Source organism: Stenotrophomonas sp. YJH_SMC_40, assembly GCF_059368615.1.
This window is the reverse complement of the sequence record NZ_JCAFRX010000002.1, coordinates 458890-475177: the sequence shown is the minus strand read 5'-3', so window position 1 is coordinate 475177 and position 16288 is coordinate 458890. Positions and strand designations below refer to the sequence as shown.

15 protein-coding genes are annotated in these 16288 nt (G+C 66.6%); 10 read left to right on the top strand and 5 right to left on the bottom strand.

Annotation, left to right across the window (positions count from 1 at the left end; genetic code table 11):
* Positions 1 to 18: 18 nt before the first annotated feature.
* The 6 genes from AC5P6X_RS05175 to AC5P6X_RS05150 all read left to right on the top strand — a co-directional run bounded on the left by AC5P6X_RS05175 (position 19) and on the right by AC5P6X_RS05150 (position 7104).
* Complete coding sequence (locus tag AC5P6X_RS05175; RefSeq protein ID WP_005410980.1) at positions 19 to 1158, top strand: OprO/OprP family phosphate-selective porin; 1140 nt, start codon at positions 19 to 21, stop codon at positions 1156 to 1158.
* Positions 1159 to 1232: 74 nt separating this feature from the next.
* Positions 1233 to 2561 (top strand): CitMHS family transporter, encoded by a 1329-nt coding sequence (locus tag AC5P6X_RS05170; RefSeq protein WP_012481220.1) that lies wholly within the window; start codon positions 1233 to 1235, stop codon positions 2559 to 2561.
* A 24-nt stretch (positions 2562 to 2585) separates the two neighbouring features.
* Positions 2586 to 3326, top strand: coding sequence for an acetoacetyl-CoA reductase (gene phbB, locus AC5P6X_RS05165; protein ID WP_005414435.1), 741 nt, complete (start codon positions 2586 to 2588; stop codon positions 3324 to 3326).
* Between the two features lie 182 nt (positions 3327 to 3508).
* Positions 3509 to 4129 (top strand): hypothetical protein, encoded by a 621-nt coding sequence (locus AC5P6X_RS05160; protein WP_065426815.1) that lies wholly within the window; start codon positions 3509 to 3511, stop codon positions 4127 to 4129.
* Positions 4104 to 4646: a hypothetical protein gene (locus AC5P6X_RS05155; protein WP_049450563.1), complete on the top strand. Its 543-nt coding sequence runs from the start codon at positions 4104 to 4106 to the stop codon at positions 4644 to 4646. Before AC5P6X_RS05160 ends, AC5P6X_RS05155 begins: the two co-directional genes overlap by 26 nt.
* 160 nt (positions 4647 to 4806) lie before the next feature.
* On the top strand, positions 4807 to 7104 hold the full coding sequence (locus AC5P6X_RS05150) for a TonB-dependent receptor (RefSeq protein ID WP_049396509.1): 2298 nt from the start codon (positions 4807 to 4809) through the stop codon (positions 7102 to 7104).
* A gap of 430 nt (positions 7105 to 7534) precedes the next feature.
* On the opposite strand, the gene AC5P6X_RS05145 is transcribed toward AC5P6X_RS05150, so the two are convergent.
* Positions 7535 to 8788: a flavohemoglobin expression-modulating QEGLA motif protein gene (locus AC5P6X_RS05145; protein WP_108270529.1), complete on the bottom strand. Its 1254-nt coding sequence runs from the start codon at positions 8786 to 8788 to the stop codon at positions 7535 to 7537.
* Between the two features lie 209 nt (positions 8789 to 8997).
* The gene (rsgA, locus tag AC5P6X_RS05140) at positions 8998 to 10107 is read right to left on the bottom strand and encodes a ribosome small subunit-dependent GTPase A (protein WP_032129866.1); all 1110 of its coding nucleotides are present in this window, start codon (positions 10105 to 10107) and stop codon (positions 8998 to 9000) included.
* A 114-nt stretch (positions 10108 to 10221) separates the two neighbouring features.
* Between rsgA and AC5P6X_RS05135 the strand changes: the two genes are divergently transcribed.
* Genes AC5P6X_RS05135 through AC5P6X_RS05125 form a run of 3 tightly spaced genes read left to right on the top strand, consistent with a single transcriptional unit; the run spans position 10222 to position 12840 of the window.
* On the top strand, positions 10222 to 11496 hold the full coding sequence (locus tag AC5P6X_RS05135) for a pyridoxal phosphate-dependent aminotransferase (RefSeq protein ID WP_005414441.1): 1275 nt from the start codon (positions 10222 to 10224) through the stop codon (positions 11494 to 11496).
* Between the two features lie 2 nt (positions 11497 to 11498).
* A complete protein-coding gene (locus AC5P6X_RS05130) occupies positions 11499 to 12116 on the top strand; it encodes an SGNH/GDSL hydrolase family protein (RefSeq protein ID WP_108270530.1) in 618 nt (205 codons plus the stop codon).
* Positions 12117 to 12120: 4 nt separating this feature from the next.
* Positions 12121 to 12840: a class I SAM-dependent methyltransferase gene (locus AC5P6X_RS05125; protein WP_049450566.1), complete on the top strand. Its 720-nt coding sequence runs from the start codon at positions 12121 to 12123 to the stop codon at positions 12838 to 12840.
* 120 nt (positions 12841 to 12960) lie between these two features.
* On the opposite strand, the gene AC5P6X_RS05120 is transcribed toward AC5P6X_RS05125, so the two are convergent.
* Positions 12961 to 13740, bottom strand: coding sequence for a polysaccharide deacetylase family protein (locus tag AC5P6X_RS05120; protein WP_049450568.1), 780 nt, complete (start codon positions 13738 to 13740; stop codon positions 12961 to 12963).
* Positions 13741 to 13799: 59 nt separating this feature from the next.
* On the opposite strand from AC5P6X_RS05120, the gene grxD reads away from it, so the two are divergent.
* Entirely contained in the window at positions 13800 to 14726 is a 927-nt protein-coding gene (gene grxD / locus AC5P6X_RS05115) for a Grx4 family monothiol glutaredoxin (RefSeq protein ID WP_033835209.1), read from the top strand.
* Between the two features lie 77 nt (positions 14727 to 14803).
* Here grxD and AC5P6X_RS05110 read toward each other — a convergent pair whose 3' ends face one another.
* Together AC5P6X_RS05110 and AC5P6X_RS05105 are read right to left on the bottom strand one after the other, a co-directional pair.
* On the bottom strand, positions 14804 to 15343 hold the full coding sequence (locus AC5P6X_RS05110; protein WP_005410992.1) for a DUF924 family protein: 540 nt from the start codon (positions 15341 to 15343) through the stop codon (positions 14804 to 14806).
* Between the two features lie 43 nt (positions 15344 to 15386).
* Entirely contained in the window at positions 15387 to 16163 is a 777-nt protein-coding gene (locus tag AC5P6X_RS05105) for an AMP nucleosidase (RefSeq protein WP_005414446.1), read from the bottom strand.
* Between the last annotated feature and the right edge of the window lie 125 nt (positions 16164 to 16288).

Genomic DNA, 16288 nt, shown 5'->3' with positions numbered 1-16288 from the left:
TGGCGGCGCCCTGCCGCCATGATGGCGCTGGCTGCCCTGTCGGCGCCGGCCTTCGCCGCCGAAGACGACCGTCCGGTCACCGCCACCCTCGGTGGTCGCCTGCACCTGGACTTCGCCACCTTCGACAACGACAACCGGGGCACCCCGAACAAGGACGACACCGAAATCCGCCGTGCGTGGGTTGACGTGTCCGGCAAGTTCTTCGTGGTCGACTACAAGCTGGAAGCCGATTTCTCCGGCGACCGCGTCGAGGCCAAGGACGTGTACCTGGCACGCAGCTTCGGCAAGGCCGGCAAGCTGACCGTGGGCCAGTTCAAGCAGTACTTCTCGCTGGATGACCGTACCAGCTCCAACTACGGCAGCTTCCTGGAGCGCGGCAACGCCGGCACCACGCTGGCGCCGCTGTACCGCCTGGGTGCGTCCTGGCAGGCCAACCCCGGTGACTTCACCTGGGCGGCCAGCCTCTACAGCCTGGAGAGCATCGACGCCTGGCAGGTGAAGGGTCGCGCTGCCGGTGGCCGCGTCACCTGGGCGCCCTCGCCCAGCGATGGCGACGTGCTGCACCTGGGCCTGTCGCTGGCCCGCGAGGCCTACGACAATCCCGGCGCCAACGGCGTGCCCGGCCTGCGCATCCGCCCGCGCCCGGCCGGCCATCTGTCCGACAACAGCCGCCTGACCCTGGTCGACTTCTCCGCCGGCCGCGATACCGACGTCAACAAGTGGTCGCTGGAATACGCGCAGGTGCGCGGCCCGCTGTCGTGGCAGGGCGAGTTCAGTGGCGCCACCTTCGACGACGGCGCGCAGCGCGGCGATGTAATGGCGGCCTACGGCATGCTCAGCTGGTTCGTCACCGGCGAAAGCCGTGCCTACGACCGCAAGACCGGTCGATTCGCGCGGGTGAAGGACATCCGGCACAAGGCCGGTGCTTTCGAAGTGGCGCTGCGCTACGACCAGATGTGGGGCGCGCAGCATCTCGACGGTGCGCCGGACCTGCGTCGCGGCAGCACCGAAGCCTGGACGCTGGGTGGCAACTGGTACCTGCGCGACAACCTGCGCTTCATGCTCAACGTGATCGAAAGCCGCAACCGTGATCGCCTGGCCGGGGTGACGGTGGACCGCACGCGCGCGGTCACCGGCCGCCTGCAGTACGACTTCTAGGCCCGACATTCCGGGCATTCCGCCCGGGCCCCTTCCACTCCCCACGTCCTGTTTTCGCAAGGAGTCCGCAGATGATGCTGAGCATCCTCGGCTTTGGCATGGTCATTACGTTCATGTACTTGATCATGAGCAAACGCCTGTCGCCGCTCGTCGCCCTGATCACCATTCCCATCCTGTTCGCGCTGATCGGTGGCTTCGGTGCCGGCATCGACGAGATGATGCTGGAGGGCATCAAGAAGATCGCGCCGACCGGCGTGATGCTGATGTTCGCCATCCTCTACTTCGGGGTGATGATCGACGCCGGCCTGTTCGATCCGCTGGTGCGGGTGATCCTGCGCTTCGTCAAGGGCGATCCGATGAAGATCGTGCTTGGCACCGCGGTGCTGGCGATGCTGATCTCGCTCGACGGCGATGGCTCGACCACCTACATGATCACCGTCTCGGCGATGCTGCCGCTGTACCAGCGGCTGGGCATGAACGCGCTGAACATGACGTGCGTGACCATCCTTGCCGGCGGCGTGATGAACCTGACCCCGTGGGGCGGCCCGACCGCACGCGCGGCCACCGCGCTGCACGTGGACCCGGCCGACGTGTTCGTGCCGCTGATCCCGTCGATGGTGATCGCCTGTGCCGGCGTGCTGCTGCTGGCCTGGTACCTGGGCCTGAAGGAACGCCGTCGCCTCGGCGTGGTCACCCTGCCCAAGGGCGGCAGCTGGATGGACAACAGCGTGTCCGATGACAGCAATCCGCTGCCGACCGTGGAAGACGCCGAAGACATCAAGCGCCCGAAGCTGCTGTGGGTGAACCTGGCGCTGACCGTGGCACTGATGACCGCGCTGATCATCGGCGTGCTGCCGATGCCGGTGCTGTTCATGGTCGGCTTCGCCATCGCCCTGGTGATCAACTATCCGAACCTGGCCGAGCAGCGCCGCCGCGTGGTCAACCATGCCGGCAACGTGCTGTCGGTGGTGTCGCTGATCTTCGCCGCGGGCATCTTCACCGGCATCCTCAACAACACCGGCATGGTCGAAGCGATGTCACACAGCTTCCTGGCGGTGATTCCGGAATCGTGGGGCCCGTACCTGGCGGTGATCACGGCGGTGGCGTCGATGCCGTTCACCTTCTTCATGTCCAACGACGCGTTCTACTTCGGCGTGCTGCCGATCCTGTCCGAGGCCGCTGGCAACTACGGCATCACCCCGGTGGAAATGGCACGCGCCTCGCTGGCCGGCCAGCCGGTGCACCTGCTCAGCCCGCTGGTGCCGTCCACCTACCTGCTGGTGGGCCTGGCCAAGGTCGAATTCGCCGACCACCAGAAGTTCACCCTGAAGTGGGCCATCGCCATCTCGATGCTGCTGATGGTCGGCAGCCTGCTGTTCGGCCTGTATCCCCTCGCCGCCTGACCCTTTGCCAAGGAGCCTTCTGCAATGACGCTTCGAATCGCTTACGTCACCAGTGGAATGGGCAGTGTCGGCACTGCCATCTGCCAGAGCCTGGCCCGCAGCGGCCACACCGTGGTTGCCGGCTGCGCGCCGAACTCGCCGCGCAAGGCCAACTGGCTGCGCGAGCAGCGCGAACAGGGCTTCGACTTCATCGCCTCCGAAGGCAACGCGACGGACTGGGCCTCGACCAGCGCGGCGTTCGCCAAGGTCCGCGCCGAAGTCGGCGAGGTGGATGTACTGGTCAACAATTCCGGCGGCAGCCGCGACCTGCTGTTCCGGCAGATGACGGTGGAGGACTGGAACGCGGTGATCGCCTCCAACCTCAACGCGCTGTTCAACCTGACCAAGCAGGTGGTGGACGGCATGGCCACGCGGGGCTGGGGCCGCATCATCAACATCGGTTCGGTCAGTGCCCACAAGGGCCAGATCGGCCAGGTGAACTACGCTACCGCCAAGGCCGCGATGCATGGCTTCAGCCGTGCGCTGGCTGCCGAAGTTGCGTCGCGCGGGGTCACCGTCAACACGCTGTCGCCGGGCTACATCGCCAGCCAGGCGATCAGCAGTTTCCCGCCGGATGTACTGGACCGGCTGGCTGCCTCGGTGCCGGTTCGCCGCCTGGGCCGCCCCGAGGAAGTGGCCGGCCTGTGCGCGTGGCTGGCGTCGGATGAAGCCTCGTATGTGACCGGTGCCGACTACGCGGTCAACGGTGGCCTGTACATGGGTTGAGCCCTCCCCCACGGAGTGCGCGGGGGCCGGATCACCTTCAGTTGTGAAGGTGATCCGGCCCCTTTTGTTTCTGCATTTCTGAGACGCACTTCCCGATACATCGGCAGAACCGGTGCTATAGCTGCCAGCGCTCGCCGAGCCCGATGGATGAACGGCTGGAATCGCGGATCAAGGAGGTTGGCATGCGTGCATTGCTGATTGCGCTTCTCGTGGTCGCCACTACGCTGCTGGCGACACCGACCCGCGCGGAGCCCCCGCCTATGCGGGTGATCACGGGCCTGGGCTGCCCCGACTGGCTGATCCCAGGCGCGCCCACGCTCGACGCGCAGATCACCGGCCATCCGGAGTGGACCTTCGCCTGGGCTCCCGCGTCCTATACCAATCGCGATCCCATCCGGATCTACATCCAGTCCTTCGACTGCGATTCCTCCGACATTGCAGGCTATTACTTCCGGATCGCAGCCATTGCCCATGAAGTGGGACACGCACTGTATTTCGAAGGTATCGCCTTGAGCACCCGAGGTGCGTTCATCCAGCACTTCTGCACCATGGAGGGGAAAGCGGTACTCAACAACCTCACCGCGCGCAGTGAGCTTCTGGTGACCAGCCTGGGGTACTACGACATCGGCGTAGCTGCGTCCAACGGTCCTGGCCTCATCGCACAGGCCGATGCCGGCGGTGAAGACCTGGACCGGCAGGTAGGTAAGCTGTTCTGCGACAACAACGTAACTTCAACCACCGGCGAGAACTACAACGACTTCTACGGAAGAATCTACGATGAAGCGATCGCAGCCCGTCCCTGAACTTCTTCTGATCCTGAGCCTGTTGGTTGCCGGTTCTGCAACAGCAGCCACGTCCGCTGCCACTGCGGAAGAGGCGGATGCAACCTGGCGGCTCGTGGAGCGCTGGTCCTTGCAGCTGTCACGCTCTGACCTTGTCGCGCAGCTGTCACCCCTGGCTCCGGCCGGCTCGCGTTCGGAAGCAAGAATGGGCCGGGGCGACAGCGCCACCATCGATCTGGCGCCATTCGCGGTCGCTGGGAGGATCAAGGGGCCCTCTGGCCAGATCTACACCGACGCGTCGGGGCGAATCATCAAAGGCATTACGCTGCGGCTGAGCGGCGCCTGCATCTCGCGAAAGCAGATGGGTCGTCGCTACCCCGACTTCAATGTCCTTTCCGTGCCGTCAGGGCATAGCCTGGACGAGTCGACGGTGTTCGGCACAGTAGTGAACGGCATCCAGATCGGGTTCTCATTCTCCGAACATGACCGTGACTGCATGGACCAGCTCAAATTGAGCTGGCCTGGGGAGCGCTTCTGATTCCCACCGGCCTACCACCATGACGAACATGTTGCAGGACACGCACCACTGCCCTGCACCGTTCGTTGGTTTTCCGTAAAGAAGGTTTCATGTTCCGTTCGCATAGTGGCCATGCACCGCGCACGCGTGCCGGTGACCACCCCCAATGCAACGGACCACCATGCAGACCCGACACCTGACGATCGCCGTGGCGATTGCGCTCTCCGCCGCCACCAGCGCCCATGCCGCCACCGCCGCCGATACCGGCGCCAGCACCGATGCCGCGCTGAGCGCGCAGACGCTGGATACCGTCTCCGTGATCGGCCAGGGCGAGACCCGCCAGGTGCAGCGCATCACCACCGTCGACAAGCAGGTGCTGCCGCCGGGCACCAGCGGCCAGAAGATCCTCGACCGCCTGCCGGGCGTGTCGGTGCAGTCCAACGATGCCTTCGGCGCCAACGAAGAATCGCAGACCATCAGCCTGCGCGGCTTCGACAAGAGCCGCCTCGGCTACACGCTGGACGGCATCCCGCTGGGCGACAACAGCTACGGCAACTACAACGGCCTGAGCATCGCCCGCGCGATCATCGCCGAGAACCTGGCCGGTGCCGAGCTGTCGCAGGGCATCGGTTCGCTGGGCGTGGCCTCGACCAGCAACCTGGGCGGCACCATCCAGTACTTCTCGATGGACCCGTCCACCGAGTTCGGTGGCCGCGCCAGCGTCACCGTCGGCGACAACAGCCAGCGCCGTGGCTACCTGCGCGTGGATACCGGTGACATCAACGGCTTCTCAGCCTATGTGTCCGGCGTGCACCAGGACCAGGACATGTGGGCCGCGCCCTACCAGAACCAGACCACCCGCCAGTTCAACGCCAAGGCAGTGTGGAATGTCGGCGACCACCGCTTCGGTGCGTTCGTGGCCACCTCGCGCGCCAGCCAGGCCAACTACGCCTACCTGTCCAAGGACATGCTGGCGCGTGGCCTGGGCTGGGATTGGAACATCTACGCGCCGGACTGGGATCGCGCCGTCGCCGCTGCGTACTGCGCGCCGGGCACCTACAACAAGGCACGCTGCAAGTTCAGCGGCGGCGTCAACAGCATCGACGATGCCTACTACCAGAGCCGCGCATTGCGCGACGACAATCTCTATTCGGTCGATGCCGACCTGCGCCTGGGCGAGCAGGGCCGCCTGAAGCTGCTGGCCTACCACCACGACAACCGTGGCCAGGGCCACTGGTGGGCACCGGGCCAGCCGTCCTACCCGGGCACCGACAGGATGCTGCCGATCTCGATCCGCAGCACCAACTACACGATCAACCGCGATGGCCTGACCGCCGCATTGTCGTGGACGGTGGGCATCCACGAACTGGAAGCCGGCCTGTGGTATGAGCAGAACGACCACAACGTCTCGCGCAACTTCTACTACATCAGTGGCCCGTTCCTGGACGACCTGTACCTGAAGAATCCTGATCGCCTGCTGTTCAACCAGGACTTCGACATCCGCACGCGCCAGTTCTACGTACAGGACCGCATGCGCTTCCTGGACCAGCGCCTGACCGTGGACGTGGGCATCAAGAGCCCGAACACCCGCATGCGTGCCACCGCCCAGCCGGGCGTGGAAACCAGCATCGCCTCGGGCACGCTGACCGCCAAGGAATCGGTGCTGCCGCAGGTGGGCCTGGGCTTCAAGCTCAACGCCAACAACGAGCTGTTCGCCTCGTACGCCGAAAACATCGCCGCCTTCGTCGGCGGTGGCAGCGGCGGCCCGCTGCAGGTGTCGCCGGAATCGTTCGCGGCCAGCGCTGGCCTGGAGCCGGAGAAGTCCAAGAGCCTGGAAGCCGGCTTCCGTACCTTCGGCGAGAAGTACCAGGCGTCGATCGCGGGTTACAACGTGAAGTTCGACAACCGCCTGCTGTCGTTGAACCCGTGCTCGAGCATCGAAGTCGGCACGCGTCCGGAGTGCGTGACGCGCTTCATCAACGTCGGTTCGGTGAAGAGCTACGGCGCGGAACTGACCTTCATCCTCAAGCCGATCGACGGCCTGCAGTGGTACAACGCGCTGTCCTGGAACAAGACCACCTACGAGGATGACTACACCTCGGGCGGCGCCATCGTTCCGGTGGCCGGCAAGATCACGGTGGATACGCCGCAGCGCATGGCCTCCAGTGAGATCAGCTGGAACCGCGACGGTTTCTTCGCCAGCCTGCGTGCCAAGTACACCGGCAAGCGCTACTACACCTACACCAACGACCAGTCGGTGCCGGGCGTGACCACCTTCGACGCCGGTGCGGGCTACGACTTCGGCCCCGGCCTGGGCCTGCGCAACGTGCGGGTGTCGTTGAATGCGACCAACCTGACCAACAAGCGCTATGCCGGCCAGCTGAGTTCGTTCGCACCGACTGATCCGAAGGGCACGCGTTATGCGATCCATGCGAGCGCACCGCGGCAGTTGTTCATGACGGTGGCGGCGGAGTTCTAAATCGAAAGCGGGCGCTGCAGCGCGTTGATTGTTCCTGCATGGCGTGGGTAGGCAGGCCCATGCAGGACACGCCGTAAACCCATCCATGGGGGCTCGATCGGCGCATCCATGCGCCTCACGGTCCTGCATGGGCCTGCCTACCCCCGCTGGACAGTTCCCCGCGCCGGCGCGGAGGCAATGGAAAGCAAGAGCAAAAGCAAAGAGCCGGGCAATGCCCGGCTCTTTGCTTTTCAAGCGCAATCCCTCTGGTGGACCTGCTGCCGCGCCCGCAGGAAATTGTCTGGAGGAGGCGGGGCACCCTGGTCAGGACCGTTGGCGCCATGGATGGCGCCATCGAGCACCATGGAGGGGCTTTTGCGTGTCCTGACCAGGGTGCCCCGCCTCCTCCCAGCCGATAGCAGGCAGGCGCAGGAGGATCCGCCAACGCATTTCATTCCGGCGCCAGCTGGTCCATCCGTATCCGGTTGGCAAACAGCGAGAACGCCAGCATCCCGGCCAGGCCATTCGCCCGGCTCACCCAGTGCGGCAGCCAGCGCGGAGGCTTCAGCACCCCCGCCTCGAACAACGGCGCGAACGCGATCGCATCGGTCAGGCTCATCTTGCCGGCGAACAACCAGCGACAGACCTGCAGGCGGTCCTCGGCCAGCATGTGGCGGAAGAAGGTGTGCACCGACACCAGGCCGCGCAGGTACACCGTGTCCTTGGTGAAGGCCAGGCCGCCACTCGGCGGCACGCCGCGGAACACGCGCTGTGCCGAGGCGAAACTCTCCTCTGCGTTCTGCCCCGCATCGCAGAAATAGCGGAACACTTCGATGAAATCGGCGCCTTCGCGTGCCATCGCAATTGCTTCGGTACGCAGGCTGATGCGCTTGAGGCGCTCGATGTCGATGCTGCCGGTGATCTGCTCGGCGAAGGTGGCCAGACCTTCCTGGGTGGCGGTCACCCGTGGCGAGGACAATGCCAGGCTCGGCAGCACCGGCTGTTCGCGGCCGTTCAATGCGGTCAGCGAATGCACCAGCGCTTCGTGGTGGAACAGCTGCGCGCGGTCGTAGGCACTGAAGCGGGCACTGGTGCGCAGTCGGATACGGGTCGGACCGGCAGCCGCCTTGGACACCAGTTCCGGGTCGAGCTGTACCTGGATGATGCGCGATTCGAAGAAGGCATCCAGGTCGTTCTGCAGCTGCAGCTGCAGGGCGATGGCCGACACTGGCACCTGCTCTTCCGGCGCCAGCAGTTCGTGGTCCAGTTCGGCGGCAATCTGGATGAAGTGGCGCGCTGCTTCGCGCGTGCTCGGGCCATTGCCCGGCAGCGGCTGCTCGGGTGCGCCGAACAGCTGCACTGAACAGGTATCGACCGCCGCGGTGCCCAGCCCTTCCAGCAGCTGCGCGGCCAGGTCCCAGCTCTGCGCCGACTGTCGCACGTAGTGGCCCAGTGGGTGGCTGTCGTCGCAATCGGCGGCGATCGCGGCCAGCGCGCGACGTTCTTCGCTGAAGTCCAGCCGTGGGTAATCCACCTTCGGCAGCACCGGCTGACCACGTGCCAAGCTGTCCAGAAACGGTGCCTGCACCGTTGCCGGCCAACTGGTCAGGCCCAGCAGGCGGATGCCTCCCACGGCCTCGACCAGGCGCGCATCGAGCGCTGCATGGTGGGCCACGTCACGGTCCAGCGTCGCAGTCGGTTCCATGCGCGGACTATAGCGCCCTGCCCTTGCTTTGGTAGGTGCCAACGTTGGTTGGCGTCCGCCGACGGCGGGCTTCGGACACACCCGTGCCAACCAGGGTTGGCACCTATCAGGAGCGGGCAGTTGGCACCCGCCCGAAGCAGACAGAGGCGGGGTCATTGCAGGGGTCAGCGCCCATTGCGGTGCAATGGGATCCGACCCCGCGGTACCGATCAGCGCCTACGCGGCTTGCCGGCCGGGCGGAACTGCTGGCCCTTGCCCTTCTTGCCGCCACGCTCCTGCGCGGTCTCGGCCTGGCGGACCGCCAGCTTGGCGGCGGCGGCGGCCACTTCTTCCTTCAGCTTGAAGTAGTTGAGCAGCCGGCTCTCTTCGATCTCACCTGCTTCGATCGCTGCGCGTACGGCACAGCCCGGTTCCTGCTGGTGCTTGCAGTCGTTGAAACGGCACTGTGCGGCCAGCGCTTCGATATCGGCGAAGCCGCCTTCGGACAGCGTCTCTTCACCGGTCGGCTTCAGCTCGCGCATGCCGGGGGTGTCGATCAGGCAGGCGCCGGTCGGCAGCGGCATCAGTGCGCGGTGCGTGGTGGTGTGGCGTCCGCGCGAATCGTTGGCGCGCACCGCGTTGGTCTTCATCCGCTGCTCGCCCAGCAGGGTGTTGGTCAGCGTCGATTTGCCGGCACCGGACGAGCCCACCAGCACCACCGTGCGGCCCGGGCCCAGCCACGGCTGCAGCACCGCCACGCTGTCGGCATCCAGGCCGTTGATCGCATGCAGCGCGATGCCCTGCATCTCCAGCTCCTCCAGCACCGCCAGCGCGTCTTCGCTGTACTCGGTCTGGTCGGCCTTGGTCAGCACCACCACCGGTTCGGCACCACCACCGCCGACCAGCAGCAGGTAGCGTTCGATGCGCCTCGGATTGAAGTCGGCATCCAGGCCGCAGACGATGAACACCGTATCGATGTTGGCCGCGATCACCTGCTGGTGGTAATGCTCGCCGGCAGCACCACGCTTGATCGCGGTACGACGCGGCAGCAGGGCGACGATGCGGATGCCATCGAGCAGCACCCAGTCACCCACCGCCGGCCGTTCATGGCTGGGGAAGCGCGGGCGCTGCCATTCCGGCAGCGACTCGGCCTTGATCGACGCGTCCGGGCCATCGGCCACCACGTAGTGGGTGCGGTGCTGTTCGATCACCCGTGCCGGGCGGGCCTGCGGATGTGCGGCCATCGCGGCCTGCCAGTCGGCCTGCTGCGCCGGGCCCGGCCAGGGCCAGCCGATGGTCTGCAGGGCGATGAAATCGGGGGTCTGGGTCATCGCCGCCATTCTACCTGTGCCGGCGCCCTGCCAGCCCAGCAATGACGGGCCCGGCGCCCTTGCCATGCATTGCAGCAATTCCGGTAGGATGGAAGCCCCATGCCTTTTGACGGCCCAGCTCCCATGTCCACCAACTCGCCCAAGCCCCTGGCCATCCGCGAGCGCCTTTCCGAAGTGCGCTACGAAATCCGCGGAGAACTGGCGCGGCGAGCCCGGGAGCTGGAGGCGCAGGGCCGCAAGCTGATCAAGCTCAACATCGGCAATCCGGGCGCTTTCGGCTTCCGCGCGCCGGAGCACCTGCAGCGTGCGATCGCTGACGACATGGGCCGCACCGACCCGTACACGCACCAGCAGGGCCTGCCGGTGGCGCGCGAAGCCATCGCCAGCTACTACGCCCGTCGTGGCGCGCCCGATGCGCACCCTGACCGTGTCTTCCTCGGCAATGGCGTCAGCGAGCTGATCGACCTGTCGCTGCGTGCGCTGCTCAACCCGGGCGATGAAGTGCTGGTTCCCTCGCCCGACTACCCGCTGTGGTCGGCCTCGACCATCCTCAACGATGGCCGTCCGGTGTACTACCGCTGCGCACCGGAGAACGGCTTCCAGCCGGACCCGAGCGAGATCGAGACACTGGTGTCCTCGCGCACCCGCGCCATCGTGCTGATCAATCCGAACAACCCCAGCGGCGCCAGCTACCCGCGCGAACTGCTGGAGCGCGTGGTCGAGATCGCACGCCGCCACAACCTGTTGCTGCTGGTCGACGAGATCTACGACCAGATCCTGTACGACGACGCGGTGTTCCAGCCGGTCGCGCCGCTGGCCGGTGATCATCCGTGCCTGACCTTCAGCGGCCTGAGCAAGGTGCACCGCGCCTGCGGCTGGCGCGTGGGCTGGGCCCACCTCAGCGGCGACGATGCCCGCCTGGGTGACTTCCGCGCGGCACTGGACCTGTTGGGCGCGCTGCGCCTGTGCGCCAACGTGCCGGGCCAGTACGCCATCGAGGCCGCGGTGAACGGTCCGGACACCATTTCCGAGCTGTGCACGCCGGGCGGCCGCCTGTATGAAACCCGCCGCGCGGTCATCGAGGCCTGCGAAGCCAGCGAACATCTGTCGCTGGTCGCACCGGCCGGCGCGCTGTACGCGTTCCCGGCCGTGGTCGGCGCCGCTGCGAAGGGCTTCGACGACCACAACTTCGCGCTGGACCTGATGAACAACGAAGGCGTGCTGGTGGTGCCGGGCTCGAGCTTCAACGTGCCCTACCGCCATCATTTCCGCGTGACCCTGATGCCGGAGGCCTCGGTGATGCGCGATGTGTTCGCGCGCATCGACCGCGTGCTGGCGCGGCGTGCCGAGGACGCGACCAAGGTCGTGCCGCTGAAGCCGCGCCGTTCGGTGGCCTGAGCGTGGCGCTGTCCTACCTGGCGCTGGGCGATTCGTACACCATCGGTGAAGCGGTTGCAGTCGAAGGCCGCTGGCCGCACCAGCTGGCCGCCACGCTGCGTGCGCAGGGCATTGAGCTGTCCGATCCGCAGACCATTGCGACCACCGGCTGGACCACCGACGAACTCGATGCGGGCATCGATGCGGCTGCGCCGCAGGGGCCGTTCGATTTCGTCAGCCTGCTGATCGGCGTCAACAACCAGTACCGCGGGCGTCCGCTGGACGAATACCGCAGCCAGTTCCTGGTGCTTCTGCAGCGGGCGATCGGCTTCGCTGGCGGTGATGCCGGACGCGTGCTGGTGCTGTCCTTCCCCGATTGGGGCGCGACCCCGTTCGGCGCAGGCAGTGGCCGCGACCTGGCCGCGATCGAGATCGAGACCGACGAGTTCAACGCGGCAGCCGAGGTGATCAGCACCCAGCAGGGCGTGGCCTTCGTCGACATCACCGATATCAGCCGCGCACAGGGCGAAGACCCGACGATGATCGCCGAGGATGGCCTGCACCCTTCGGCGCGGATGTACGCGCTGTGGAGCGCACGCGCCCTTCCGGTGGCCACGCACCTGCTCGGCGGCACGGACTGAGGCGATGGACGGCACGCCACGGAACGGCCCGCCCCTGCCCTGCACTCCCCTGACGGCCCCGCAGGCCCGCTTGATTGCCGAGGCCTTCCGCCCGGCGCAGGCCTGGGGCAGCCGCCGCGACTACTACTACACCCGTGGCAAGCTCGGCAGCGATCCGCTGTACGACGGCGTGCTGCAGCATCTGCCTGACGATGGGCAGCCGGTGCTGGACCTCGGCTGCGGGCTGGGCCTGTTCGCCCATGTACTGCGCCAGCGCGGCGGTACCCAGCGCTACCTTGGCGTGGACGTGGATGCCGGCAAGATCACCCGCGCGCAGCGTGCTGCCGCCGACCTGCATGACGTGCGCTTCGATTGCGTGGATGTGCAGGCGCCGCTGCCGGCGCAGGCCGGGCACGTCCTGCTGCTGGACGTGCTGCAGTACCTGGACGCGGGCCCACAGCAGGCACTGCTGCGCGCGGCCAGCGCACAGGTGGCCCGCGGCGGCCGCCTGCTGCTGCGCACGCCGCTGGCCACCGGCGATGGCCGCGACCGCACCACGCGGGTGGCGGACCGGCTGGCCTGGCTGATCGGCTGGATGGGCACGCGACCGCGCCACTACCCCGATCCGCAGGTATTGCAGACAACGCTTGCCGAAGCTGGATTGCAGGTGACCGCACCCCGGCCGCTGCACGGGCGTACCCCCTTCAACAGCTGGCTGCTGGTGGCCAAACGCCCCGCGTTGTAGGGCCGAACCCACGCTCGGCTGTGCTGTTGCGGTAGATCCACGCCATGCGTGGATGGCCTCGCGACCATTCCTGTAGGGGCGAGCCCAAGCCTGGCTGCCCCAAGCGGCCAGAAGCCTGGTTTACAGGACCGGCAGCCGCGCCTTCAGCCCCCGCTCGTCCAGCGCCTGCAGCACGCGTTCGATGATCACCCGATTGTGACCGTGGGCGGCGCCCTCATGCAGCAGCACGATGGCGCCGGGTTGCAGGTCAGGCAGCAGCCGTGCCAGCACGCCCTCCGGCGTGCAGCCGACGCCGTCGTAGCCCCGGGCACTCCAGCCCACGCGCACCAGGCCCAGCGCCTTCAACACCGGTGCCACGAACGGATTGGTCATGCCCACCACCGAGCGGTACCAGCGCACTGGATGCCCGCTCAGGGCCTGCAGTGCATGCTGGCAGCCCTCGATCTCCGCCCGCATCGCCGCCGGGCCCAGACGCCAGAAGCGCGCCTGTGGGTGGCTGTGGCTGTGGTTGCCCAGGTCGTGGCCGCGGCGCAGGATCTCCTGCACCAGTTCCGGCTGTGCCAGCGCACGTTCCCCCACCAGGAAGAAGGTGGCGCGCGCCTGGTGGCGGTCCAGCAGGTCGAGCACGGCGCGGGTTTCCGGGCCAGGGCCGTCATCGATCGTCAGCCAGACGCTGTTGCCGGCCTCTGGCAACCGGCTCAGCACCGGTGCGTAGAAGCGGCTGTTGGGCAGGAATATCGGCACCATGAACAGCGCGTGGCTGGCCACCATCAGCGGCAGGCCCCAGTGCCAGCCTGCCAGTACCCATACCAGGATCACGGCCAACTGCGACGCCACCAGCCAGGGCAGCCAGCGCCAGGGCCGGGTCGGGATGCGATGCAATGTTCCTGCGTTGCTCATCCCCCATGATGCCATGAGGGGTAGAATTGATGATTCGAATTCCCGGAAACCCGACGTCCATGTCCCTCGATCCCGCCCTGCGTTCGCGCATCGAATCCATCCTCAACGCCAACCGCGTCGTGCTGTTCATGAAGGGCCAGCCGTCGATGCCGCAGTGCGGTTTCTCGGCCAAGGCCGTGGGCGCCCTGCAGGATCTCGGCGTCGAGTTCGCCCACGTCAACGTGCTGGCCGACCAGGAAATCCGTGAAGGCATCAAGGCCTACGGCGACTGGCCGACCATCCCGCAGCTGTACATCGACGGCGAACTGGTCGGTGGCAGCGACATCGTGCTGCAGATGGCCGCCAGCGGCGAGCTGAGCAGCGTGCTGGGCCTGGCCGCACCGGACCGCACCCCGCCGAGCATCACCGTCACCCCGGCCGCCGTGGAAATGCTCAAGGGCGCGCTGGCCGACGCTCCGGGCGCTGCCCTGCAGCTGAGCATCGACGCCGGCTTCCAGCCGAACTTCCAGCTGGCTCCGCACGACGAAGGCGCGATCGCTGCCGAGTCCAACGGCCTGCGCGTGCAGTTCGACCTGGCCAGCGCGCGTCGCGCCAACGGCATCACCATCGACTGGGTGGACGACATCCGCGGCAAGGGCCTGGCCATCGACAATCCGAACGCACCCAAGCCGGTGCAGGAAATCAGCGTGCGTGATGCCGATGACCTGGTGCGTGCCGGCAACATCACCCTGGTGGACGTGCGCCCGGCCGAGGAGCGCGAGATCGCTGCCGTGGGCGTGCCGTTCAAGAGTTTCGACGGCAACGGCCGTGCGGAGCTGGAGGCCCTGCCGAAGGACACCGCACTGGCTTTCATGTGCCACCACGGCGGCCGCAGCGCACAGGCTGCCGAGCAGTTCCGCGCACTGGGCTTCACCAAGGTGTTCAACGTCACCGGCGGCATCAACGCCTGGTCGGAAGAAGTGGACAACGGCGTGCCGAAGTACTGATCGGCCCTGAAAAAGGGGACGGAGGGAATTAAGTCGTTTATGGCACAAACGACTTAATTCCCTCCGTCCCCTTTTTCTTAGCCGGCGAACCCGCCTTCGGCCAGGTAATCCAGTTCTTCCGCCGTGGGGAAGCGGCCCAGCACGGCATTGCGATGCGGGAAACGACCGAAGCGGCGGATGATGTCGCGGTGCAGTTCGGCGTACTGCAGGTATTCCTTGTCACCCAGCACGTCGAACATCGCCACCGAGCGGTCCTGGTCCAGCGGATCCTCGGAGTGCTCGAACGGCAGGTAGATGAAGGCGCGCAGCTTCGGCACCAGCTGCAGGTCCAGGCCTTCCTCGATGGCGCGCATGGCGTAATGCCGGGCCAGGCCATCGGTGGCGTAGGAATGGGCAGTACCCCGGAAGCAGTTGCGCGGGAACTGGTCGAGCAGCAGCATCAGGGCCAGCGCCCCTTCGGCACTGCCCAGCCAATGTTCGCGCGCGCGCGAAGCGGCGGCGAAATGCTCATCCAGAAACAACTGGCGGAACTGCGCGTCGAACGCGTCGTCGCGGGCGAACCACTTCGCGGGGCCCGCCTCCTTCCAGAATTCCACCACTTGCGCGGCAACGTCCATCACCTACTCCCCAGGGCCGGCGCGCCGCGCCAGGCCATCATCATCATTCGTCGAAGCGCAGGTGGCGGACCGACTTGCCGTTGCGCCGGATAAGCTTAAGCGCCTCGATACCGATCTGGATATGGTTTTCCACGAACTGGGAGCTGACCTTGGCATCGGAGGCTTCGGTCTTGACCCCATCGGGGATCATCGGCTGGTCCGACACCAGCAGCAGCGCACCGCTGGGGATGTGGTTGGCGAAGCCGGCGGCGAACACGGTGGCGGTTTCCATGTCGATGGCCATGCAGCGCATCGCCCGCAGCCGCTCCTTGAACGCCTCGTCGTGTTCCCAGACCCGGCGGTTGGTGGTGTAGACGGTGCCGGTCCAGTAGTCGTGGCCGAGGTCGCGGATCATGGTCGAGACCGCACGCTGCAGCGCGAACGCCGGCAACGCCGGCACTTCCGGCGGCAGGTAGTCACCCGAGGTACCCTCGCCACGGATCGCAGCGATCGGCAGCACCAGGTCGCCCAGCTGGTTCTTGCGCTTGAGGCCGCCGCACTTGCCCAGGAACAGCACCGCCTTGGGCATCACCGCCGACAGCAGGTCCATGATGATCGCGGCATTGGGGCTGCCCATGCCGAAGTTGATCATGGTGATGCCGTCGATCGTGGCGCTTGCCATCGGCCGGTCCAGGCCGATGACCGGCGCACCGGTCAGCTCGGAAAAGGTATGCAGGTAGCCGCCGAAGTTGGTCAGCAGGATGTGCTGGCCGAACTGGTCCAGAGGCACGCCGGTATACCGGGGCAGCCAGTTGTCGACGATTTCCTGCTTGCTTTTCATGGGCGGTCCGGTACGGCGGGGGACCGGGTATTTTCGGCCACCCGGCCGGTGCAGTCGAGCCGCCGTCGACCGTCCTGTGAAGAAGGTCACTTGGCAAGCCCGCCACCACCGGGCTAGCGTCGGCG

What these genes read in the sequence shown, in the direction of transcription:
- AC5P6X_RS05170 (WP_012481220.1), top strand. Translation starts at nt 1,233, where the DNA reads ATGCTGAGCATCCTCGGCTTTGGCATGGTCATTACGTTCATGTACTTG.
- grxD (WP_033835209.1), top strand. Translation starts at nt 13,800, where the DNA reads ATGTCCCTCGATCCCGCCCTGCGTTCGCGCATCGAATCCATCCTCAAC.
- AC5P6X_RS05110 (WP_005410992.1), bottom strand. Translation starts at nt 15,343, where the DNA reads ATGGACGTTGCCGCGCAAGTGGTGGAATTCTGGAAGGAGGCGGGCCCC.
- AC5P6X_RS05155 (WP_049450563.1), top strand. Translation starts at nt 4,104, where the DNA reads ATGAAGCGATCGCAGCCCGTCCCTGAACTTCTTCTGATCCTGAGCCTG.
- AC5P6X_RS05150 (WP_049396509.1), top strand. Translation starts at nt 4,807, where the DNA reads ATGCAGACCCGACACCTGACGATCGCCGTGGCGATTGCGCTCTCCGCC.
- AC5P6X_RS05175 (WP_005410980.1), top strand. Translation starts at nt 19, where the DNA reads ATGATGGCGCTGGCTGCCCTGTCGGCGCCGGCCTTCGCCGCCGAAGAC.
- AC5P6X_RS05125 (WP_049450566.1), top strand. Translation starts at nt 12,121, where the DNA reads ATGGACGGCACGCCACGGAACGGCCCGCCCCTGCCCTGCACTCCCCTG.
- AC5P6X_RS05145 (WP_108270529.1), bottom strand. Translation starts at nt 8,788, where the DNA reads ATGGAACCGACTGCGACGCTGGACCGTGACGTGGCCCACCATGCAGCG.
- phbB (WP_005414435.1), top strand. Translation starts at nt 2,586, where the DNA reads ATGACGCTTCGAATCGCTTACGTCACCAGTGGAATGGGCAGTGTCGGC.
- AC5P6X_RS05160 (WP_065426815.1), top strand. Translation starts at nt 3,509, where the DNA reads ATGCGTGCATTGCTGATTGCGCTTCTCGTGGTCGCCACTACGCTGCTG.
- AC5P6X_RS05105 (WP_005414446.1), bottom strand. Translation starts at nt 16,163, where the DNA reads ATGAAAAGCAAGCAGGAAATCGTCGACAACTGGCTGCCCCGGTATACC.
- rsgA (WP_032129866.1), bottom strand. Translation starts at nt 10,107, where the DNA reads ATGGCGGCGATGACCCAGACCCCCGATTTCATCGCCCTGCAGACCATC.
- AC5P6X_RS05135 (WP_005414441.1), top strand. Translation starts at nt 10,222, where the DNA reads ATGTCCACCAACTCGCCCAAGCCCCTGGCCATCCGCGAGCGCCTTTCC.
- AC5P6X_RS05120 (WP_049450568.1), bottom strand. Translation starts at nt 13,740, where the DNA reads ATGAGCAACGCAGGAACATTGCATCGCATCCCGACCCGGCCCTGGCGC.